22 protein-coding genes and 1 tRNA gene are annotated in these 20,991 nt (G+C 73.7%); 13 read left to right on the top strand and 10 right to left on the bottom strand.

Annotation, left to right across the window (positions count from 1 at the left end):
• A partial coding sequence (locus tag J1M38_RS08020; RefSeq protein ID WP_274608416.1) for a tyrosine recombinase XerC occupies nucleotides 1-1,002 on the top strand: 1,002 nt, incomplete at its 5' end.
• A gap of 189 nt (nucleotides 1,003-1,191) precedes the next feature.
• Nucleotides 1,192-1,695: a DUF3145 domain-containing protein gene (locus J1M38_RS08015; RefSeq protein WP_020624513.1), complete on the top strand. Its 504-nt coding sequence runs from the start codon at nucleotides 1,192-1,194 to the stop codon at nucleotides 1,693-1,695.
• Between the two features lie 28 nt (nucleotides 1,696-1,723).
• Here J1M38_RS08015 and fabF read toward each other — a convergent pair whose 3' ends face one another.
• The 6 genes from fabF to aceE all read right to left on the bottom strand — a co-directional run bounded on the left by fabF (nucleotide 1,724) and on the right by aceE (nucleotide 9,644).
• Complete coding sequence (gene fabF / locus J1M38_RS08010; protein WP_020624512.1) at nucleotides 1,724-2,968, bottom strand: beta-ketoacyl-ACP synthase II; 1,245 nt, start codon at nucleotides 2,966-2,968, stop codon at nucleotides 1,724-1,726.
• Nucleotides 2,969-3,144: 176 nt separating this feature from the next.
• Nucleotides 3,145-3,390: an acyl carrier protein gene (locus tag J1M38_RS08005; RefSeq protein ID WP_010078906.1), complete on the bottom strand. Its 246-nt coding sequence runs from the start codon at nucleotides 3,388-3,390 to the stop codon at nucleotides 3,145-3,147.
• Nucleotides 3,391-3,451: 61 nt separating this feature from the next.
• Nucleotides 3,452-4,504 carry a beta-ketoacyl-ACP synthase III gene (locus J1M38_RS08000; RefSeq protein ID WP_020624511.1) on the bottom strand — a complete coding sequence of 351 codons (1,053 nt, stop codon included), beginning with the start codon at nucleotides 4,502-4,504 and terminating at the stop codon, nucleotides 3,452-3,454.
• 32 nt (nucleotides 4,505-4,536) lie between these two features.
• Nucleotides 4,537-5,460 (bottom strand): ACP S-malonyltransferase, encoded by a 924-nt coding sequence (locus tag J1M38_RS07995; RefSeq protein ID WP_185194696.1) that lies wholly within the window; start codon nucleotides 5,458-5,460, stop codon nucleotides 4,537-4,539.
• Between the two features lie 106 nt (nucleotides 5,461-5,566).
• Entirely contained in the window at nucleotides 5,567-6,769 is a 1,203-nt protein-coding gene (locus tag J1M38_RS07990) for a CdaR family transcriptional regulator (protein ID WP_049145790.1), read from the bottom strand.
• A gap of 124 nt (nucleotides 6,770-6,893) precedes the next feature.
• Nucleotides 6,894-9,644 carry a pyruvate dehydrogenase (acetyl-transferring), homodimeric type gene (gene aceE, locus J1M38_RS07985; protein ID WP_185194697.1) on the bottom strand — a complete coding sequence of 917 codons (2,751 nt, stop codon included), beginning with the start codon at nucleotides 9,642-9,644 and terminating at the stop codon, nucleotides 6,894-6,896.
• Between the two features lie 254 nt (nucleotides 9,645-9,898).
• On the opposite strand from aceE, the gene J1M38_RS07980 reads away from it, so the two are divergent.
• The 5 genes from J1M38_RS07980 (at nucleotide 9,899) to J1M38_RS07960 (ending at nucleotide 12,173) form a co-directional block, all read left to right on the top strand.
• Nucleotides 9,899-10,330, top strand: coding sequence for a DUF3052 domain-containing protein (locus J1M38_RS07980; RefSeq protein ID WP_049159217.1), 432 nt, complete (start codon nucleotides 9,899-9,901; stop codon nucleotides 10,328-10,330).
• Nucleotides 10,323-10,829 carry a redoxin domain-containing protein gene (locus tag J1M38_RS07975; RefSeq protein ID WP_060974032.1) on the top strand — a complete coding sequence of 169 codons (507 nt, stop codon included), beginning with the start codon at nucleotides 10,323-10,325 and terminating at the stop codon, nucleotides 10,827-10,829. The genes J1M38_RS07980 and J1M38_RS07975 overlap by 8 nt, the downstream gene beginning before the upstream one ends.
• Before the next feature lie 15 nt (nucleotides 10,830-10,844).
• A tRNA-Val gene (locus J1M38_RS07970) sits at nucleotides 10,845-10,918 on the top strand.
• Between the two features lie 86 nt (nucleotides 10,919-11,004).
• A complete protein-coding gene (locus J1M38_RS07965) occupies nucleotides 11,005-11,832 on the top strand; it encodes an AzlC family ABC transporter permease (protein ID WP_230297483.1) in 828 nt (275 codons plus the stop codon).
• Nucleotides 11,829-12,173 (top strand): branched-chain amino acid transporter permease, encoded by a 345-nt coding sequence (locus J1M38_RS07960; RefSeq protein ID WP_144825290.1) that lies wholly within the window; start codon nucleotides 11,829-11,831, stop codon nucleotides 12,171-12,173. Before J1M38_RS07965 ends, J1M38_RS07960 begins: the two co-directional genes overlap by 4 nt.
• Here the strand turns inward: J1M38_RS07960 and J1M38_RS07955 are convergent.
• Nucleotides 12,160-12,744 carry a hypothetical protein gene (locus J1M38_RS07955; protein WP_144879151.1) on the bottom strand — a complete coding sequence of 195 codons (585 nt, stop codon included), beginning with the start codon at nucleotides 12,742-12,744 and terminating at the stop codon, nucleotides 12,160-12,162. The two genes, J1M38_RS07960 and J1M38_RS07955, sit on opposite strands and share 14 nt — an antisense overlap.
• Before the next feature lie 138 nt (nucleotides 12,745-12,882).
• Here J1M38_RS07955 and J1M38_RS07950 point away from each other — a divergent pair, with 138 nt between their 5' ends.
• The 3 genes from J1M38_RS07950 to gndA all read left to right on the top strand — a co-directional run bounded on the left by J1M38_RS07950 (nucleotide 12,883) and on the right by gndA (nucleotide 16,147).
• Nucleotides 12,883-13,383, top strand: coding sequence for a hypothetical protein (locus tag J1M38_RS07950; protein WP_041103632.1), 501 nt, complete (start codon nucleotides 12,883-12,885; stop codon nucleotides 13,381-13,383).
• A gap of 205 nt (nucleotides 13,384-13,588) precedes the next feature.
• On the top strand, nucleotides 13,589-14,503 hold the full coding sequence (gene ppk2, locus J1M38_RS07945; RefSeq protein ID WP_010078895.1) for a polyphosphate kinase 2: 915 nt from the start codon (nucleotides 13,589-13,591) through the stop codon (nucleotides 14,501-14,503).
• Nucleotides 14,504-14,584: 81 nt separating this feature from the next.
• Nucleotides 14,585-16,147 (top strand): NADP-dependent phosphogluconate dehydrogenase, encoded by a 1,563-nt coding sequence (gndA, locus tag J1M38_RS07940; protein ID WP_144868784.1) that lies wholly within the window; start codon nucleotides 14,585-14,587, stop codon nucleotides 16,145-16,147.
• A gap of 19 nt (nucleotides 16,148-16,166) precedes the next feature.
• Here the strand turns inward: gndA and epsC are convergent, their stop codons facing one another.
• The 3 genes from epsC to msrA form a co-directional block, all read right to left on the bottom strand.
• A complete protein-coding gene (epsC, locus tag J1M38_RS07935; RefSeq protein ID WP_036340179.1) occupies nucleotides 16,167-16,754 on the bottom strand; it encodes a serine O-acetyltransferase EpsC in 588 nt (195 codons plus the stop codon).
• Between the two features lie 43 nt (nucleotides 16,755-16,797).
• Nucleotides 16,798-17,733, bottom strand: coding sequence for a cysteine synthase A (gene cysK / locus J1M38_RS07930; RefSeq protein WP_010078892.1), 936 nt, complete (start codon nucleotides 17,731-17,733; stop codon nucleotides 16,798-16,800).
• Nucleotides 17,734-17,822: 89 nt separating this feature from the next.
• Nucleotides 17,823-18,404 (bottom strand): peptide-methionine (S)-S-oxide reductase MsrA, encoded by a 582-nt coding sequence (gene msrA / locus J1M38_RS07925; RefSeq protein ID WP_012750832.1) that lies wholly within the window; start codon nucleotides 18,402-18,404, stop codon nucleotides 17,823-17,825.
• Between the two features lie 113 nt (nucleotides 18,405-18,517).
• Between msrA and J1M38_RS07920 the strand changes: the two genes are divergently transcribed.
• The 3 genes from J1M38_RS07920 to J1M38_RS07910 form a co-directional block, all read left to right on the top strand.
• A complete protein-coding gene (locus J1M38_RS07920; RefSeq protein ID WP_144868787.1) occupies nucleotides 18,518-19,447 on the top strand; it encodes a Nif3-like dinuclear metal center hexameric protein in 930 nt (309 codons plus the stop codon).
• Entirely contained in the window at nucleotides 19,444-20,178 is a 735-nt protein-coding gene (locus tag J1M38_RS07915; RefSeq protein ID WP_012750834.1) for a zinc ribbon domain-containing protein, read from the top strand. Before J1M38_RS07920 ends, J1M38_RS07915 begins: the two co-directional genes overlap by 4 nt.
• A gap of 82 nt (nucleotides 20,179-20,260) precedes the next feature.
• Nucleotides 20,261-20,991 (top strand): reverse transcriptase-like protein (locus J1M38_RS07910; RefSeq protein WP_206501230.1); only part of this gene is annotated, 731 nt, incomplete at its 3' end.

The raw sequence follows: 20,991 nt of genomic DNA, 5'->3' as shown, positions 1-20,991 counted from the left end.
CGCGCCCCCTCGCCCCGGGACACGGCCTGGCTCGAGGCGTTCGAGGAGCACCTGCGCCACGAGCGGAACCGCAGCCCCCAGACCGTGCGCGCGTACCTCGCCGATCTGCATTCCCTCATCGACTACGTCGCCGGCACAGCCGCCACCGCGGGGACGCCCCCCGTGGACGACGATGCTCCCGCTCGCCACGGGCCCAGCGCACCGGACGTCCTCCCCGAGCTGGACATCGAGGACCTGCGCGGCTGGTTGGCGGACATGAGCGGGTCCGGCCTCGCCCGCGCGACCCTGGCCCGCCGGGTGGCCGCCGTCCGCACCTTCACGGCCTGGCTGCGCCGCGAGGGCCTGCGCTCCGACGACCCCGCCCTGCGGCTGCGCTCGCCCCGGCCCGAGGGGACGCTGCCCCACGTGCTCCAGGAGCAGCAGGCGACCCGGCTCCTCGCGGCCGCCCAGGAGCGTGTGGACGCGGCCGCCGCGGGCGACGACCCCGCCGCCCACGCGCTGGCCCTGCGGGACGCCGCCCTGCTCGAGCTGCTCTACGCCACGGGCGCCCGGGTGGCCGAACTCTCCGCCCTGGACGTGGACGACCTCGAGGCCGGCCGCGGCGTCGTCCGGCTGACCGGCAAGGGAGACCGGCAGCGCACCGTCCCCTACGGCACACCCGCGGGCCGCGCCCTCCAGGCGTGGCAGCGGCTCGGTCGCCCCCGCCTGGCCCGGCCGGACTCCGGCCCCGCCCTCTTCCTCGGCGCACGCGGCGGCCGGCTGGGGGTGCGCCAGGCGCGCACCGTCGTCGACCGGGCGCTCGAGGGCCTGGGGGACACCGCGGCCCGCGGGCCGCACGCGCTGCGCCACACGGCCGCGACCCACCTCCTCGACGGCGGCGCCGACCTGCGCAGCGTGCAGGAGCTGCTGGGCCATGCATCCCTGCGCACCACGCAGGTCTACACGCACGTCTCGATCGATCGCCTCCGCGAGGGCTACCGGCAGGCCCACCCACGCGCCTGACGCCTCCCCGGAGCGCCCCCGGCCCCCCGGAGCGCCCCCGGCCCCTCCACTGCGCCACCGCGACACGCGCGGCGGCGCACCGCCTCGTTGCCGGCCCGGCATCCCTGGTGCACAATGGCCCCAGGATCCACCGGAGCCGCGACGTGGTCGTAGGGGAAGACGCACCGCATCGCACCCCCGGAGGCATCCATGACCAGCACCCAAACCCGCGGCGTGGTCCACATCCTCTCCGCCCCCACCGCCCTCTGCCCCCACGTGGAGTGGGCGCTGAGCTCCGTGCTCGGCCCCGCGACCTCGGTGGAGTGGGAGGGTCAGCCGGTCGCGCCCGGCCAGCACCGCGCCGAGGTGCACTGGACGGCGCCCGCCGGCACTGGCGCGCGTCTGGCCTCCGCCCTGCGTGGCTGGCCGCACCTGCGCTTCGAGATCACGGAGGAGCCGTCCGCCGGGGTCGACGGCTCGCGCTGGTCCCACACCCCGGACCTCGGCATCTTCCATGCCACCACGGACGTCTCCGGCAACATCATGGTCTCCGAGGACCGCATCCGGTACGCCTACGAGGCCGGCGCGGGCGACCCCAGCGTGCTGATGCACGAACTCTCCCTCGCGCTCGGCGAGGCCTGGGACGACGAGCTCGAGCCGTTCCGGCTGGCCGCCGCCCACGCCAACGTGCGCTGGCTGCACCGCGCTGTCTGAGCCTTCGCCCGGCCGGCGGCGCTCCGGCTCAGACGCTGCGGAACACGGCCACCGCGTTGTGGCCGCCGAACCCGAACGAGTTCTTCACGGCCACGCGCGGCCCCTCGGGCAGGCGGGCGGGGGAGCCGGTGACCACGTTCAGCGGGATCTCCGGGTCCTGGTGGTCCAGGTTGATGGTCACGGGCGCCTGGCCGTGGTGCACGGCGAGCACGGACAGGATCGACTCGATCGCGCCTGAGGCGCCCAGCAGGTGGCCGGTCTGGGACTTCGTGGCCGAGACCTGCACCTGGTCCAGGTGGTCGCCGAACACGGCCCGCATGGCCAGGTACTCCGGGGCGTCGCCCTTGGGTGTGGACGTCGCGTGGGCGTTCACGTGGCACACGTCCTCGGGGGTGATGTCGGCCGACCTCAGGGCGGCGCGCATCGCACGGGTCGCGCCCAGGCCCTCGGGCTCGGGCGCGGTGATGTGGTGGGAGTCGGAGCTGACGCCCGCGCCGGCCAGCTCGGCGTACACGCGGGCGCCGCGGGTCTTCGCGTGCTCCTCCGACTCGATCACCATGACGCCGGCGCCCTCGCCGAGAACGAAGCCGTCGCGGTCCACGTCGTAGGGGCGGGACGCGGCCTGCGGGTCGTCGTTGCGCTTGGACAGCGCCTGCATCGCGGCGAACGCGGCCATCGGCAGCGGGTGCACGGCGGCCTCGGCGGCGCCGCAGATCACGACGTCGGCCTGGCCGGAGCGGATGAGCAGCAGCGCGGTCTCGAGCGCCTCGGTGCCGGCGGCGCACGCGGACACCACGGTGCGGGCGCCGGCGCGGGCGCCGAACTCGAGGGAGAGCGCGCCGGCGGCGCCGTTGGGCATGAGCATCGGGACGGTCATGGGCAGCACGCGGCGCGGGCCGCGCTCGCGCAGGGTGTCCCAGCCGTCCAGGAGGGTCCACACGCCGCCGATGCCGGTGCCGAAGGCCACGGCGAGCCGGTCGCCGTCGACCTCCGCGCCCTCGAGGCCGGCGTCCTTCCAGGCCTCGCGCGCGGCGACGGTCGCCATCTGGGTGGCCGGGTCCTGGCGCTTCTGCTCCACCTTGGAGAGGACCTCGGAGGTGGGCACGGTCAGCTCGGCCGCGAAGGTGACGGGCAGCTCGTACTTCTCCACCCAGTCGTGCTCCATGGTGCGCGCACCGGAGACGCCCTGCAGGGCGTGGGACCAGAAGGTGGGCACGTCGCCGCCGATGGGCGTGGTGGCGCCGAGGCCGGTGATCACTGCGGTGCGGGTCATGGGTCTGCTGCCTCTGGGTCTCGAGTGGGGATCGGGCGGAGGGGTGTCGTCGGCACGACGCGCGGCGCGCGCCGGGGTGCCGGAAGTCGAGGGTGTCGGGCGCCGGGGGCGCTCACGCGCCCCCGGCGCTCACCGAGGGGACGGGGCGGGCCGGGCCCGCCGCCGTCGTGGGCCGATCAGGCCTGGGCGCCGTCGATGAAGTCGACGGCGTCCTGGACGGTCTTGAGGTTCTTGACCTCCTCGTCCGGGATCTTCACGCCGAACTTGTCCTCGGCGTTGACCACGATGGTCATCATCGAGATCGAGTCGATGTCCAGATCGTCCGTGAAGGACTTCTCCGGCTGCACCTCGGCGGTGTCGAGGCCGGTCTCCTCGTTCACGATCTCGGCGAGGCCGGCGAGGATCTCTTCCTTGGAAGCCATGGGGCGTCTCCTTCGGTAGGGGTGTGGGGTGTACGTGATCAGTGAATCAGACGGCGCCGCCTCAGGGGAGGCGGACCACCTGGGCGCCGTAGACCAGCCCGGCGCCGAAGCCGATCTGCAGGGCCAGGCCGCCGGTGAGCTCGGGGTTCTCCTCCAGCAGACGGTGCATGGCCAGCGGGATGGACGCGGCCGACGTGTTGCCGGCGTCCGCGATGTCCCGGGCCACGACGACGGACTCCGGCAGCTTCAGCTGCTTGGCGAACTCGTCGATGATCCGCATGTTGGCCTGGTGCGGGATGAACGCGGCGAGGTCTTCGGGCTCCACGCCCGCGGCGTCGAGGGCCTCGCGGGCCACCTTCGCCATCGACCACACGGCCCAGCGGAAGACGGAGGGCCCGTCCTGGCGCAGCGTGGGCCAGAGCATCCCCTCCGCGCCGGTGATCGCCGAGGCGTCGCCCGTGGTGCGGGCGTGCTCCACGGCATCGCGGAGCTCCAGCTGCGAGTGCGTCATGGAGATCGTGGACCAGCGCTCCCCGTCCGAGCCCCACACCGAGGGGGAGATGCCCGGCTCGTCCGAGGCCGACACGATCACGGCGCCCGCGCCGTCGCCCAGGAGGAAGGAGATGGAGCGGTCCGTGGGATCCACGACGTCGGAGAGGCGCTCGACGCCGACCACGAGCACGTGCCGCGCGGTGCCGGAACGCACGAGCGCGTCGGCCTGGGCCACGCCGTAGCAGTAGCCGGCGCACGCGGCGGAGACGTCGTAGGCGGGCGCCGGGGTAGCCCCGATCTCGTGCGCCACGAGGGCCGCGGCCGAGGGGGTGGCGTGCGGGAAGGTGACGGTCGAGACGATCACGGCGTCCAGGTCCGAGCCCTGCAGGCCGGCCCGCTCGAGGGCCTCCCGGGCGGCGCCCACGGCCATGACGGGCACGGTCTCCTCCGCCGTGGCGCGCTGGCGCGTGACGATGCCGGTGCGCTGGCGGATCCACTCGTCCGACGAGTCGATGGGGCCGATGAGGTCCTCGTTGGGGACCAGGTTCGCCGGGCGGTAGGCGCCCACGGCCACGATGCGGCTGGCCGCGGGGCGCTCGTGCTGCTTCAGGGTGACGGTCATGGTGCCTCTCTCTGCCGGGCGGTGCGCGGGGTTCAGGCCGAGTGCTCGGCCAGGAACGCCCGCGCGGCGTCCAGGTCCTCGGGGGTCTTCACGGCGAGCTGCGCGGTGCCCTTGAGACCGCGCTTGGCCAGTCCGGTCAGTGTGCCACCGGGCAGCAGCTCCAGGACGCCCGTGACCTGCCGCGTGGCCATGGTCGCCATGCACAGGTCCCAGCGGACCGGGCGGGTGACCTGGTCCACGATCCGGGCGAGCACGTCCGTGCCGGACTCGACGGCCTCGCCGTCCCGGTTGGACAGCAGGGGCAGGCGCGGGTCCGAGGGGGAGAGGTCGGCGACGTGGGCCGCGAGGTCGTCCACGGCGGGGCGCATGTGCTCCGTGTGGAACGCGCCGGCCAGCTTGAGCGGGATCACGCGGGCGCGGGCGGGGGCGGACTCGGCGAGCGCGCCGAGGGCCTCCGCGGTGCCGGCGGCGACGATCTGGCCGGCGCCGTTGACATTGGCGGGCGTCAGGCCCGCCGCGTCGATGGCCGCGAGGACCTCGTCCTGGTCCCCACCCACGACGGCGGCCATGCCCGTGGGCGTGGCCGCGGCGGCCCGGGCCATGCCGGTGGCGCGCACGCGCACCAGCGAGAGGGCCTCAGCGGGCGACAGCACGCCGGTGACGGCGGCCGCGGTGATCTCGCCCACGGAGTGGCCCGTCACGACGGTCGACTCCGGTGCGGCGGCGTCCGCTTCGAGGGCCGCGGCGGCCACCAGGCCGGCCGCCACGATCAGCGGCTGGGCGACGGCGGTGTCCTTGATGGTCTCCTCGTCCGACTCGGTGCCGTGGCGGATCAGGTCCACGCCCGCGGCGTCGGAGAGGGACGCGAGCAGGTCGCGGGTCCCGTCCAGCTCGAGCCAGGGGGCGAGGAAGCCGGGCGTCTGGGACCCCTGTCCGGGGCACACGATGGCAAGCATTCCTCCATCGTGTCAGGATCGGCCGCCGATCCGGGCAGATCGCGCCACGAAGCACGGCGAGTCGGTTTGGAGGGTTTCTACAAGCGGGGGTGTGCGCCGCCCCGGCTCAGTCCGACCCGTCCCCGGTCGTCTGCCGCGCCCCCGCGAGCCGGCCCAGGGTGATCGCGGTCTGCAGGACGTACGCGTCGCGGGGGACCAGCGGGTCCCAGCCGGTCACCTCGGCCACCCGCTTGAGGCGGTACCGCACGGTGTTCGCGTGGACGAACAGCTCGCGGGCCGTGCCCTCGAGCGAGTGGCCCAGCGCGCCGTATGCGTCCACGGTCTCCAGCAGGGAGGTGCCGGCGTCGGCCAGGGGCGTGAACACCCCGTCCACGAGGGCCTCCCGGGCCGTGGGGTCGCCCAGCAGCGCCCGCTCGGGCAGCAGGTCCTCCGCCGGGGTGGGCCGGCTCGCCCGGGGGTGGGCGGCCGCGGCGCTGAGCCCGGCGAGGGTGTGCCGCGCCGAGACGTGCGCCGAGACCAGCGAGTCCACGACGGGTCCCACGATCACCGGTCCCGGCGCGAACCAGGGCGCGAGCGCCTCGCCCACCGCCCGCGCATCCCGCACCGAGCCGACCACGAGGACGAGCCGTTCGGACTGCACGCCCACGAGCAGGTCGCAGTCGAGCCTCGCCGCGGCCCGCCGCAGGTCCGGGATGAACGCGGGCTTGTCCTGCCCCGGGGCGAGACCGGCCATGACCATCACGTCGTGGTCCCCACGCCAGCCCAATGCGGTGGCCCGGTGCCGGATCTCGTCCGGGTCCTGCCCGCGCAGCACCGCGTCCAGCAGGACCGACTCGAGCCGCGAGTCCATCGCGCCGCGCATCTCCGCGGCCCGGGCGTACACGTCTGCGAGCGCGAACGCGACCTCGCGCGAGTAGTGGAGGATGTGCTCGCGGACGGGCGCCTGGTCGCGCTCGGCCAGCAGCTCCGGCACCCGCGTCTCGACGACGTCCACCATCGTCCGGATGAGCTGGAGGGCCCGATGCAGCGAGATCGCCCGGGTGAGATCGGTGGGCGCGGGCCCGAAGACGTCCTGCAGGACGTGGCCCGTGGAGGTGGGCCGCTCGAACCACGTGAGGAAGCCCTGCAGGGCGCGCTGGGCCACGAGCCCGAGGGCGCTGCGCTCGTCCGGGGTGAGTCGGCGGTACCAGGGCAGGGTGGCGTCCAGCCGCTGCAGCACCGCCGTGTTCAGTGCCCCCAGGTGGCTCCGGAGGCGGGCCAGCCCGTCGGTGCTCACGGGGCGAGGGGCGGCGGGGCGGGGCTCGGGCATGCGCTCCATCCTAGGCGCGTGTTGTGGGGTTCCTACAGCGACGACGCCGGCCGCCCGCCTCCGTGGCGGAGGCGGGCGGCCGGCGTCGGGTCGGGAGGGCGTCGGCCTCCCCGCGTCGTGCGGGTCAGGCGTCGCCGCCCGCGATGCCGGTGGTGCCGGCGTTGACGTCGTCCAGGCGGTACTTCTCGTGCGCCTTCGCGGCCGTGCCCCGCTCGACCTCGCCCTCCTCCTCGAGGAGCTGCAGCGCGCGGACCACCATCGAGTGGGTGTCGATGAGGAAGTACCGACGGGCGGCGGCGCGGGTGTCCGCGAAGCCGAACTCGTCGGCGCCGAGCGCCGAGAAGCGGTTCGGCACGAACGGGCGGATCTGGTTCGTCCACGAGGTGGAGTAGTCCGAGGTGGCCACGATCGGGCCCTCGGCCCCCTGCAGCGCCTGCGTCACGTAGGGCACGCGCGGGGTGGCGGACGGGTCCTTCAGGGCGTCCTTCTCCGCCGCGACGGCGTCGCGGTACAGCTCGTTGTAGGAGGTCACCGACCACACGGAGGCGTTCACGCCCCACTCCTCGGAGAGGATCCGCTGGGCGTCGAGCGCCCACGGCACGGAGACGCCGGAGCCCAGGAGCTGGACCTTCGGGCCGTCGCCCTGGCCCTCGGAGAGACGGTAGATGCCCTTGAGCAGGCCCTCCACGTCGAGGCCCTCGGGCTCCTCGATGTGGGTGATCGGCTCGTTGTACACCGTGAGGTAGTAGATGACGTTGCGGACGTCGTCCCCGCGGTCGTGGTCGCCGTACATGTCCTCCAGGCCCTGGCGCACGATGTGGGCGATCTCGTACGAGTACGCCGGGTCGTAGTGCTTCACGGCCGGGTTCGTGGACGCCAGGACGGGGGAGTGACCGTCCATGTGCTGCGTGCCCTCGCCGGCGAGGGTGGTGCGCCCGGCGGTGGCGCCGATCATGAAGCCGCGCGCGAGCTGGTCGCCTGCGGCCCAGATGTTGTCCGCGGTCCGCTGGAAGCCGAACATCGAGTAGAAGATGTACACCGGGATCATCGGCTCGCCGTGCGTGGAGTACGCCGTGCCGATCGCGTTGAACGCCGCGGTGGCGCCGTCCTCGTTGATGCCGACGTGGTAGATCTTCCCCTGCGGGGACTCCTTGTAGGACAGGAACAGGTCCCGATCCACGGACAGGTAGTTCTGGCCCTTGGGGTTGTAGATCTTCGCGGTCGGGAAGAACGAGTCCATGCCGAAGGTGCGGGCCTCGTCCGGGATGATCGGCACGAAGCGCGGTCCCATGTTCTTGTCCCGCATCAGGTCCTTGAGCAGGCGCACGAACGCCATGGTCGTGGCGGCCTGCTGCTTGCCCGATCCCTTGCGGGCCTGCTTGTACGCGGACTCCGGGGGCAGCGGGATCGCGTGGAAGTCGCTGCGCCGCTCCGGCACGAAGCCGCCCAGCTCCTTGCGCCGCTCCATCATGTACGTGATCTCCGGGGCGTCGGCGCCCGGGTGGTAGTACGGGATGTTGTACGGGTCCTTCTCGATCTGCTCGTCCGAGATCGGGATGCGGTGGCGGTCCCGGAACACCTTGAGGTCGTCCACCGTCAGCTTCTTCATCTGGTGCGTGGCGTTGCGGCCCTCGAAGGACTTGCCCAGGCCGTAGCCCTTGATGGTGTGGGCCAGGATCACGGTGGGCTGGCCCTTGTGCTCCATGGCGGCCTTGTAGGCGGCGTAGACCTTCTTGTAGTCGTGGCCGCCGCGCTTGAGGCCCCAGATCTCGTCGTCGGTCATGTCCGCCACCATCTCCTTGGTGACGGAGGACCGGCCGAAGAAGTGGTCGCGCACGAAGCCGCCGGACTCGGCCTTGTAGGTCTGGTAGTCGCCGTCGAGCGTCTCGTTCATGATGCGCACGAGCTCGCCCTCGTCGTCGGCCTCGAGCAGCGGATCCCACTCGCGGCCCCACAGGACCTTGATGACGTTCCAGCCGGCGCCCCGGAAGTAGGACTCCAGCTCCTGGACGATCTTGCCGTTGCCGCGCACCGGCCCGTCGAGACGCTGCAGGTTGCAGTTGATCACGAAGGTGAGGTTGTCGAGCTTGTCGTTGGCCGCGACGTGCAGCTGACCGCGCGACTCGGGCTCGTCCATCTCGCCGTCGCCGAGGAAGGCCCACACGTGCTGGTCGGAGGTGTCCTTGATGCCGTTGTTGTGCAGGTACCGGTTGGTCTGCGCCTGGAAGATGGCGTTCATCGGCCCCAGGCCCATGGACACGGTGGGGTACTGCCAGAAGTGCGGCATCATCCGCGGGTGCGGATAGGAGGGCAGTGCGTGGCCCTGGCGGGACTTCTCCTGGCGGAAGCCGTCGAGGTCCTGCTCGGTCAGGCGGCCCTCGAGGAACGCGCGGGCGTAGTTGCCCGGCGAGGAGTGGCCCTGGAAGAAGATGTGGTCGCCGCCGCCCGGGTGGTCCTGGCCGCGGAAGAAGTGGTTCAGGCCCACCTCGTAGAGGGTCGCCTGGCCCGCGTAGGAGGAGATGTGGCCGCCGACGCCGACGGCGTCGCGCTGGGCGCGCTGCACGAGGGCCATGGCGTTCCACCGCAGGTAGTTGCGGTAGCGGCGCTCGAGCTCCTCGTCACCCGGATACTCCGGCTCCTGGTCCGCCGGGATCGTGTTCACGTAGTCCGTGGTGGTCACGTAGGGCAGGGCGACGGACTGGGCGCTCGCGCGCTGCATGAGGGAGCGCATGATGTACTGCGCCCGCTCCGTGCCGCGCTCCTCGATGAGTCCGTCGAGGGACTCGATCCACTCCGACGTCTCCTGGGGATCCTTGTCCGGGAGCTGGTCGGTCAGACCGCTGCGGATCTGCGAGCTCTCTTCGGCTGCGCTCACGGTGCCTCCTGGTTCTCGTGCGGAGGGGTGCTCCGCGGTGGGCTGCGGGCAGACGATCCGGTCCGGGCCCGCGACGCCGAGCCGGGCGCGTCGCCCGGAGAGTGCGTCTGTTCCTCCCCAGAGTAGACCGGAGCCGTCGCGTCCGCCCGGCCGGAGGCCCCGGAACGGCGGCGTCCACGGCGTATGGTGGTCATCATCACCCGCTCGACGGCGCGGGCCGCAGTGCCCGCCACCATCAAGGAGGACCGGACACTATGCAGGCTGGGTCGACGCCGACCTCGACGGACAGCGCCCTGCTGGCGGAGCTCGCCCTCTCGAGGGGCGACCTGGTGCAGGAGTGGGGGTACGACGACGACGTCGACTTCACCTTCCGTGACGCGCTCGAGGACGCGCTCGGCGAGGAGCTGCTGACCGAGGAGGATCAGGAGCCGGCGGACGCCGTCCTCTTCTGGTGGCGCGCGGACGACGGCGACGTCATGGATCTCGTGGACGCCCTCGTGGACGCCCAGCGGTCCCTCGATGCCGGCCCCGTCTGGATCATGACCCCCCGCAAGGGGCGCCCCGGCCACGTCAGCCCGGCGGACGTCGCCGAGGCCGCCTCCACCGCAGGCCTGCACGCCACCACCGGGGCCGGTGCCTCCGAGGACTGGGCCGCTCAGAAGCTCGTCCAGAAGCGCGGTGGCTGAGCCCCCGTCCGGCGGGACGCGGGGCGCCGACGTCGTCCCCGCGCTGCGCGACGACCACGGCCAGAGGTGGCCGTGGCCGCCGACGCGCGGGCCCGAGGACGCGGCCGCGCCGCGGGGCACGTGGCTCGTCTTCCTGCCCGGGGCGTTCACGCCGGTGTGCACGGACGAGCTCGGCTGGATCGGGGCGCTCGCCGAGGACGTGGCGGTCGACGAGGTGGCTGTCCGCGTGGTCTCCTGTGACGCCGCCCCCGTGCTGCGCCGCGTCCGCGAGGAGCTGGCGCTGCCGGAGCCGCTCACCCTGCTCTCCGACTTCTGGCCCCACGGCGCGGCCTGCCGTGCCCTCGACGTCTTCGACGCGGAGACCGGGCGGCCCCGCCGCGTCTCCGTGCTGCTCGACGCGGACGGGGTCGAGGCCGCGCGCGTGGTCGCCGCCCCGGGGCAGGCACGCACCCGGGGTGAGCACGAGGCCGCGACGCGCGACCTGCTCGTGGACCGGTAGCCTGGACGGACACCGGCACCTGTAGCTCAGTCGGTCAGAGCATCTCGTTTACACCGAGAGGGTCGGGGGTTCGAGTCCCTCCGGGTGCACCGATCGCGGGGCCGTGACATGGCGTGACGACCTGACCCGTCATGTCGCTGGCCCGCTGAGCGCGTGTGAGACCATGCTCACCATCATGAGCTCCTCGCCAGAGTCCTCGCGCGCCCCCGTTCCGCCCTCGCGGTGGGCCGAGGTGCGCTCCGGCGTCGCCGTGACGCTGGGCGCCGGCCTCGGCCTGTTCCCGCTGGGCATGGCCTTCGGGATGCTCGTGGTCCAGGCCGGGCTGCCCGCGTGGGTCGCACCCCTGTTCTCCCTGGTCGTGTTCGCCGGGTCCGTCGAGCTGCTGCTCGTCTCGCTGGTGGTGGCGGGCACGCCGCTGCTCACGATCGCCGTGACGGTGTTCCTGGTGAACTTCCGCCACGTGTTCTATGCGTTCAGCTTCCCGCTGGGCGTGGTCCGGGGGCGCCTCGCGCGGATCTACTCGATGGGTGCCCTGATCGATGAGGCCTACGCCATCGCCGCCGCCCAGCCCCGCGGCTGGACCGGCCCCCGCCTGGTGGCCATGCAGGTCGCGCTGCAGGCGTACTGGGTGCTCGGGGGCCTCGCCGGGGTGGCCGTGGCCTGGCTGCTGCCCGGGCCGGTGGAGGGCCTGGAGTTCGCGCTCGTGGCCCTCTTCATCGTGCTCGCCATGGACGCCGCCCGCACGCGGGCCCAGCTGCCCCTCGTGGTGGCGGCCGCGGTCGCCGTCGGGGTGGCCCTGCTGCTGGCACCGGCGCAGGTGCTCGTCGTCGCCTTCGCCCTCTACGCCGCGGCGCTGATCGCGTTCCACGTGCTCGCCGCGCGCGGGACCGCCCTGCCGCTGCCCGAGCCCGTGCCCGTCACCGGACCGGTGCCCGTCGTCGCCGCGGCGGGGGAGCGGGCCGGCACGGATGCCGAGTCCGGCGCCGGGGAGGCCCCTCGATGACCGGCACCGCGTACCTGGTGGCCGCGGCCGTCGTCGCGGGCCTCGTGACCTTCTGCCTGCGCGCGGTGCCGTTCGCCCTGCTGCAGCCGCTGCGGGAGTCCGTGCTCGCCGCGCGGCTGGCGGTGTGGATGCCCGCCGGCGTGCTGACCGTCCTGGCCCTGGTGATGCTGCTCGACGCCGCGGCGCTGGCCCCTGGAGAGCCCGTGGACGGGGCGCGGGTGGCCCACGCGCTGATCGCGGCGGCGGTGACAGTCGTCGTGCATCTGCTGGCCGGGCGGCGGACCCTGGTCTCGATCGCCGCCGGCACGCTGGCGTACGTGCTGTTGGTCAACCTGGCCTGACCGGCGGCGGGGCGGGTTCGCCCAGGCGTTCGGCCCATGCGCGGGTCGCCGCGGCGAGGCGCCGGCCGTAGGCGGTGACGCCGTGGGCGAGCGTCCCGGCGTTGTAGAGCGTCCCCGCCCGGGCGATCCCCTCCGCGGAGAGGTCGCCGCGCAGGTGCCCGCGCAGGATCTCCAACCCGAAGGCCAGGTTGTCCTCCGGCTCCCACAGACGAAACCCGCGCTCGGCTGCCTGCGCGAAGTACGGCGGCCACGTGATCTGCGCGGGCCCCACCCCGTTCGACGTCTCCCCCTGTGCCACCCGGGCCACGAGCTCCTCGTAGCGCTCCCGGGTCACGGTGACGTCCGTCCCGCGCGGGGCGCTGTGCACGCCGCCGGCGTCGTGCCCGAAGACGTTCCGGCCGCCGGACTCGAGCTCGGCCAGGGCCGCCGCCACCGGGAGGGGCACGTCCGCCCGGCGTGCGGCGGCCACGATCGCCGCGGCGTTGTCGAGGTGCCGGCCGAGCGTCGCCGTCGGGTCGGACGAGCGGTCGCGGGCGGAGCGGCGGGTGAGGAGGTCGCGGAGCAGGCCCATCGGCCCACCCTCCCGCATCCCGGGTTGAGTTGTCGCGGGTGACGGGCCCGCGCACCCGCGACAACTCAACCCGGGATGCGGGGCAGGGGCCGGGCGGCGGCGCGTCGTCGGCGTCCGGGGCGCACTAGGGTGGAGCGCATGTCCGCGACCCCCCTCGGCTTCTGGAAGCTGCCCGCCCGTCCCGACGGCGCCGCCCGTCACCTCGCCGTCATCACCGGGGGCGAGGCGCAGCAGACCATGCTCTTCCTCCAGGACGGGCAGTGGTCCATCCTCGCCCTCTTCCAGGACGAGCTGGCCGGCAAGGCCGCCGCCCGCACCCTGGACGCGCTCCTGCAGTCCGTCACCTGTCTGCGCATGGGCGGCCGTGACGTCCTCGACGGCGCCGACACCCCGCGGCCCGGTGTCGAGTGGGCCGGCTACGACCGCGAGTTCGAGGAGGCCGACGTGGCCGAGCAGCGCGACGTCGAGCCGCGCGGCCGGATCTGGATCCTCCCGGCCACGGACGGCGCCTCCGTCGGCCTGAAGCTTCCCGGGCACCGCCGGTACGACGACGCCGTCGCGCAGTTCGCCGACGTCGACGCGGCGCGTGCCGCCGTCGCGGCGATCGACGAGCTCCTGGGCGTCGGCCCGCGCGGCTGAGCAGGCCGACACTCGTCGGCCCGGGGCCGCGACCGTTCGCCTCCCAGGGTTCACCTGCTGTTCACGCGGCTGCGCTGCCGGGCCCGGCTTCCTCGTCCGCCGCCCGCCCATAATGGTGGACAGAGCACAGGCCGCGGCCCGCCGCCGTCGTACCGAGGAGGGGGACGGACGGGCACGGTGACGCACCCAGTGAAGGAGACGGTCCATGGAGCTGCTGCAGCCCGACGCCCCCCGCGAGAACCTCCGCGAGTTCATCGACAAGCTGCGCGACGGCGGCTACACCGTCTCGGACGGCCACACCAACGATCCCGACCTGATCGATCCGCAGGGCCGTGCCGTGGAGACGTGGAGGGAGGACTACCCGTACGAGACGCGCATGACGCGCGAGGAGTACGAGCTGGAGAAGTACCGCCTGCAGATCGAACTGCTCAAGCTGCAGTACTGGGGCGAGGACACCGGCCAGCGCCACATCATCGTCTTCGAGGGCCGCGACGCCGCCGGCAAGGGCGGCACCATCAAGCGCTTCACCGAGCACCTGAACCCCCGCACCGCCCGCGTCGTGGCCCTCAACAAGCCCTCGGACCGCGAGCTCGGCCAGTGGTACTTCCAGCGCTACATCCAGCACTTCCCCACGGCGGGCGAGATCGTGCTGTTCGACCGATCGTGGTACAACCGCGCCGGCGTCGAGCGCGTGATGGGCTTCGCCACGGACGAGCAGTACCGCCGCTTCATGAACCAGGTGCCGCTGTTCGAGAAGATGCTCGTGGACGACGGCATCCACCTCACCAAGTTCTGGTTCTCCGTGACACAGACCGAGCAGCGCACGCGCTTCGCGATCCGCCAGATCGACCCGGTCCGCCAGTGGAAGCTCTCGCCCATGGACCTCGAGTCCCTGGACCGTTGGGAGGCGTACACGGAGGCCAAGGAGGCCATGTTCCTCCACACGGACACGGACCACGCCCCGTGGATCTCCATCCGCTCCAACGACAAGAAGCGGGCCCGCCTCAACGCGATGCGCTACTTCCTGTCCCAGTTCGAGTACGAGGGCAAGGACCACGAGGTCGTCGGCACCCCGGACCCGCTGATCGTGCGCCGCGGCCGCGACGCCGTGGGGGACTGACCGCGGTCGACGTAGGCTGGGGGGCGGGTCCGTGTCCGGCACGGCCCGTCCCACCGTCCGAGCCACAGGAGGCCACCCGCGATGACCGAGCAGACCACCACCGTCCCCGTCGGCGCCGCCGACATCGGCGTCACGGGCCTGGCGGTGATGGGCGCGAACCTCGCGCGCAACTTCGCCCGCCACGGCTACACGGTGGCCCTGCACAACCGCAGCCGGGCCCGCACGGACCAGCTCGTGGCCGAGCACGGTGACGAGGGCGCGTTCGTGGCGACGGAGACGCTCGCCGAGCTCGTGCAGTCCCTCGCCGTGCCGCGCCGGGTGCTCATCATGGTCAAGGCGGGCGCCCCCGTGGACGCCGTCATCGACCAACTCGTCCCCCTGCTGGACGAGGGCGACATCGTCATCGACGCCGGCAACTCCCATTTCGAGGACACCCGCCGCCGCGAGGCGGCCCTCGCCGAGAAGGGCCTGCACTTCGTGGGCGTCGGTGTCTCCGGCGGCGAGGAGGGTGCCCTGCACGGTCCGGCGATCATGCCCGGCGGTCCGGAGAAGTCCTACGAGGCCCTCGGCCCGATGCTCGAGAAGATCGCCGCGCAGTTTGAGGGGGAGCCGTGCTGCGCCTGGGTCGGCACGGACGGCGCCGGCCACTACGTGAAGATGGTCCACAACGGCATCGAGTACGCGGACATGCAGGTCATCGGCGAGGCCTACGACCTGCTGCGCCGTGTGGGCGGCCTCGAGCCCGCCGAGCAGGCCGAGGTGTTCACGGCGTGGAACCAGACCGACCTGGCCTCCTACCTCATCGAGATCACGGCCGAGGTGCTCGCGCAGGTGGACGCGGCCACGGGCCGCCCGCTCGTGGACGTGATCGTGGACGAGGCCGGGCAGAAGGGCACCGGCCGCTGGACCGCGATCTCGGGTCTCGACGTCGGCTCCCCGGTGGCCGCGATCGCCGAGTCCGTCTTCGCCCGCTCGCTGTCCTCTCAGCGCGCGGTGCGCGAGGTCGCCCGTGAGACCCTCGCGGCCGGCGTCGACGAGGAGGCGCAGCGCGCCCCGCAGGACACGGACGCGTTCGTGGAGGACGTGCGCCAGGCGCTGTTCGCCTCCAAGCTCGTGGCCTACGCGCAGGGCATGGACATGCTCGCGGCCGCCGCCGAGGAGTACGGCTGGTCGCTGGACCTGGGCACCATCGCCTCGCTGTGGCGGGACGGCTGCATCATCCGCGCCGACCTGCTCGACGTGATCATGCAGGCCTTCGGCGGCCGCGACACCTCCCGCCATCCGGCGCCGGGCACCCGCGCCCCCGGCCAGCCGCTCAACCTGCTCTTCGCCCCCGAGTTCGCCCAGGCGATCGCCGAGGCCCTGCCGGCCTGGCGCCGCGTCGTCGGCACCGCCGTCGCCGCGGGCGTGCCGGTCCCGGTGTTCTCCTCGGCCCTGGCGTACTACGACGGCCTGCGGGCCGACCGCTTGCCGGCCGCCCTCGTGCAGGGCCAGCGCGACTACTTCGGCGCCCACACCTACCTGCGCGTGGACCGCGAGGGCTCGTTCCACACGCTGTGGTCCGGCGACCGCACCGAGGTCGACGGCGAGGGCGTGCTCGTGGTCATGCCGCAGCCGACCGAGGGCGACCCCACGCAGGACTGACCCGGCGTGGACCCGGCCCTCAGATCCAGAGGGCCGGGTCCACGTACTCCGCGGGGTCCACGAGCGGCTTGCCCTCGGACGGGCCCTTGCGCGGTCGGACGGTGGCCGGCACGCCGGTGGCGATCGCGTCGGCGGGGGTGTCCTTCACGACGACGGCGTTGGCGCCCACCGCCGTTCCCTCCCCGATCTCGACGGGTCCGAGGATCTTGGCGCCGGCCCCCACCACGACGCCGTCGCGCAGCGTGGGGTGCCGCTTCACCTTGGCCAGGGAGCGGCCGCCGAGGGTGACCCCGTGGTACAGCATCACGTCGTCGCCGATCTCCGCGGTCTCGCCGATCACGACACCCATGCCGTGGTCGATGAAGAACCGACGACCGATCGACGCGCCGGGGTGGATCTCGATGCCCGTGGCCGCCCGCGTGACCTGCGAGAGCACGCGGGCGGGCATCTTCAGCCGGTCATGCCGCCACATCCGGTGCGCGACGCGGTGCGCCCACACGGCGTGCAGACCCGAGTAGACGAGGGCCACCTCGAGGTCACCGCGCGCCGCTGGGTCATGGCTGCGGACGGTCGCGATGTCTTCCTTGATGCGGGAGAACAGTCCCACGGGCGGCCCCTTCGGGTCGGTGCGGTCGGTGAGCGGGCGGCGGTCAGCCGCGGATGTCCTCGAAGAGGGCGGTGGAGATGTAGCGCTCGCCGAAGTCACACACGATGGCGACGATCAGCTTGCCCTCGGACTCGGGCTTGGCGGCCTCCTTGAGGGCGGCCGAGATGATCGCGCCGGTGGAGATGCCGCCCAGGATGCCCTCCTCGGTCCCGAGCCGACGGGCGGTCTCGATGGACTCCTCGAAGGTGGCCGGGTAGACCTCGTCGTAGAGGTCGGTGTCCAGGATCTCCGGCACGAAGTTCGCGCCGATGCCCTGGATCTTGTGCGGGCCGGCCTGGCCGCCGGAGAGGATGGGGGAGTCGGCCGGCTCGACGGCGATGAGCTTCACGTCCGGCTTCTGCTCGCGCAGGTACCGGCCCGCGCCCGTGATGGTGCCGCCGGTGCCGACGCCGGCGATGAACACGTCCACGGCACCCTCGGACGCGTCCCAGATCTCCGGGCCGGTGCCCGTGTAGTGGGCCTGGATGTTGGCCTGGTTCGCGAACTGCTGGGCCCAGATGGAGTTCGGGGTGCTGCGGACGATCTCCTGGGCGCGCTCGAGGGCCCCGCGCATGCCGTCTGCACCGGGGGTCAGCACGATCTCGGCGCCGAACGCCTTGAGCATCACGCGGCGTTCGGTGGACATGGTCTCGGGCATGGTCAGGATCACGCGGTAGCCGCGCGCCGCGCCGACCATGGCCAGGGCGATGCCGGTGTTGCCCGAGGTGCCCTCCACGATGGTGCCGCCGGGGGTCAGCTCGCCGGCCGCCTCCGCGGCGTCGACGATGGCGGTGCCGATGCGGTCCTTCACCGAGTTGGCCGGGTTGTAGAACTCGACCTTCACGGCGACGTCGCCGGGCAGGTCCTTCGCGAGGCGGTTCAGCCGGACCAGGGGCGTGCCGCCGACCGCCTGGGTGATGTCGTCAAGGATGCGGGCCATGGTGGTACCTCCGGGGGGTGGTGGTGCGCCTCGGGGCGCGGGCGATCTAGTGGGTGTTCCTGCGTCAGGCTATCGAGCCGCGGCGCCGCTCAGGCGTCCACGAGCCACGCGGAGTAGTTCCGGCGCACCTTCGCGAGCTTCGGATCGATGACCACACGGCAGTATCCATTGGAACGGCGCCGCGCATAGAAGTCCTGGTGGATGTCCTCGGCCGGGTGCCACGCGGACGCCGGCTCGACGCGTGTGACGATGGGGCTGTCATAGTTCGCCTGCGCCCGGGCGATCTCGTCCGCGAAGAACCGGGCCTCGGCCTCGTCGTGGGCGAAGACGGCCGAGCGGTACTGGGTGCCGACGTCGGCCCCCTGGCGGTTCAACGACGTGGGGTCGTGGCCGGTGAAGAACAGGTCCATGATCACCTCGGGCGGCACGACGGCGGCGTCGAAGCGCACACGGACCGCTTCGGCGTGGCCGGTGGTCCCGGTGCACACGGACTCGTAGCTCGGGGCGGGGTCGTCGCCTCCGGTGTAGCCGGACTCGACGGCGAGCACGCCCCGCACGCGACGGTAGACGGCGTCGAGGCACCAGAAGCAGCCGCCGGCGAGCGTCAGCTCGCGGACGTCGGCGGGCGCGCCGGAGGCGCCGAGGGGCTCGGTACGGGGGGAGTCGGTCATGGCAGGCACAGCAACGCTGCCCGCGCTTTTCATTCCCGACGAGGCCGCCCCGTGCCGTCACCCAGGGCCGCCGGGTCGTGCGTGCCCGGGCCAGGTGGGCCATCATGGCCGGTATGACCGTGTCCCGTCCCGCCGTCCCCGCCTCGCCGGAGCACGCCCTGGCCCCACCGACGCTCGGGCACGTCCTCGAGGTCGTCCAGGGGCTGTGGCCGCGGGAGCTGGCGGAGCCGTGGGACGCCGTCGGGCCGGTGGCCGGGCGCCCGGAGGCGCCGGTGCGGACCGTCCTGTGGGCGCTGGACCCCGTGCAGGCCGTGGCCGACGAGGCCGTCGCCCGTGGGGCCGACCTCGTGGTCACCCACCACCCGCTCCTGCTGCGCGGGACCTCGTCCGTCGCCGCCGTCGGGCATGCCGCCGCCGCCAAGGGACGCCTGCTGCACACCCTGATCGAGCACCGCATCGCCCTGCTCGCCGCGCACACCAACGCCGACGCCGTCGTGGGCGGCGTCTCGGACGTGCTGGCCCGTGCCGTCGGCGTCACCGGAGCGCTCTCGCCCCTGACGACCTCCGCCGCCGGCACCGGGGCCGAAGGCATCGGCCGGGTGGGCGACCTGCCCGAGGAGACCGACCTGGCCGCCTTCGCCCGGGCCGTGCACGCGGCGCTGCCCGCCACGGCCGGCGGCGTGCGCGTGGCGGGCGACCCCGCCCAGCGCATCCGCCGCGTCGCCGTGTGCGGCGGCGCCGGAGACAGCCTCTTCGACGCGGTCCGCGCGTCCGGCGCGGACGTCTACGTGACCGCCGATCTGCGCCACCACCCGGCCTCGGAGGCCCGGGAGACGGCCGCGCCGGGGGATGGACGTCCCGCGCTCGTGGACGTCTCGCACTGGGCGAGCGAGTCCCTATGGCTCGAGCACGGCGCCCGCGCCCTGGAGGCCGCCCTGGCGGAGCGGGGACTGGGCGTCACCACCCTGTTCTCAGATCACCGCAGCGACCCCTGGGACTTCCTGGTCGGGGGAGAGCGGGCCGACGAGGGGAGTCACGCATGAGTGAGGTCACCGCACCGCCGGCCGTCCAGGCCCGGCTGCTCGAGCTCCAGGAGCTCGACACGGCCCTGGACCAGGCCCGCGCCGCCGTCCGTCGGCTCAAGGCGGACCCGGAGCACGCCCGGCTGCGCGCCCGCGCGCAGGAGTTCGAGGAGGCGCTGCCCGGTCTGCAGGACGCCGCCCGCACCGCCGACCGGGCGGGAGCCGAGGCCACCGAGAAGGCCGCCGCCACCCGCGCCCGTCGGGACCGGACCCGGGAGCGGCTCGAAACGGGCCAGGGCGGGCCCAAGGAGCTGCAGGCCATGCAGCACGAGGACGACACGCTCACCGCACTGCTCGACGACCACGAGGCCGCGGCCCTCGAGGCCATGGAGGCCGCCGACGCCGCCGAGTCCCGGCTCGCGAAGGGCCACGCCGCCCTGGAGCGGGCGCGGGCCGAGGTCGAGGCCCGCGCGGCGGAGGTGCGCCGCGAGGGGCAGGCCGTGACCCAGCGTGGCCGGGACCTCACCCAGCGCCGGGCGGCGTTGGCCGCGGAGTTCCCCGCGTCGTTGCTGGCCCTGTACGAGCAGGCGCGGGAGCGCAACGGCGGCATCGGCGCGGCCCGGCTCGTCGGGAACCGGTCCGCGGCCGCGGGCACGGAGCTGTCGCCCGCGGAGGTCGCGCGCATCCGGGCCCTCCCGCCGGCCGCCGTCGCCCGCTGCCCCGAGTCCGGCGCCATCCTCATCCGGGACTGACCCCGGGCCCCGCCCCCGGCGCGATCAGTAGAGTGGGGGGGCCGCGTCGGACGGCGCGACCACGGACACGAGGAGGCGCACGGTGAGCGGACGAGTCCTGCAGGTGGAGGCCGACGGCGGGTCGCGGGGCAACCCCGGCGTCGCCGGCTACGGCGCCCTGGTGCGCGACCCGGCCACAGGCGAGATCCTCCGGACCGACGCCGCCCCGCTGGGGAAGGCGTCCAACAACGTGGCCGAGTACTCCGGGCTCGTGGCCGGGCTGCGGATGGCCCGGGACCTCGACCCGGAGGCCCGGGTGCACGTGCTGATGGACTCCAAGCTCGTGGTGGAGCAGATGTCCGGGCGGTGGAAGATCAAGCACGACGACATGCGGCGCCTCGCGGCCGAGGCCCGGTCCGTGCTGCCCCCCGAGCGCGTCAGCTACGAGTGGATCCCGCGCAACCGGAACAAGGACGCCGACCGCCTCTCCAACGAGGCCATGGACGCCGGCGCGCGGGGCGGGCAGTGGGACGCCGGCGCCTCAGAGGTGCCCGTTGCGGCTCCCGCGAAGGCGTCCACGACCTCCCCGTCGGCGGTGGCCGAGTCCGGCCTCGAGGCCGACGCGGACGTCCGGGCCGTGGAGGCGGACGGGCCCGACGCCGTCGCCTCGCCGGAGGATGCGACCCCGGCGCCCGCGCCCACGGGCCGGCTGCACCACGTGGAGATCTGGGTCGCCGACCTCGCGGCGGCCGAGGCGAGCCTCGGCTGGCTGTTCGGCGAGCTCGGCTACGTGCCGGGCGAGGGGTGGGCTGAGGGCCGGACGTACCAGGGGGC

This window comes from Micrococcus sp. KRD070 (genome assembly GCF_017168435.1).
Taxonomy (GTDB): domain Bacteria; phylum Actinomycetota; class Actinomycetes; order Actinomycetales; family Micrococcaceae; genus Micrococcus; species Micrococcus luteus.
Note: the sequence above shows the minus strand (reverse complement) of the source record. Positions and strands in the feature narration are given on the sequence as shown.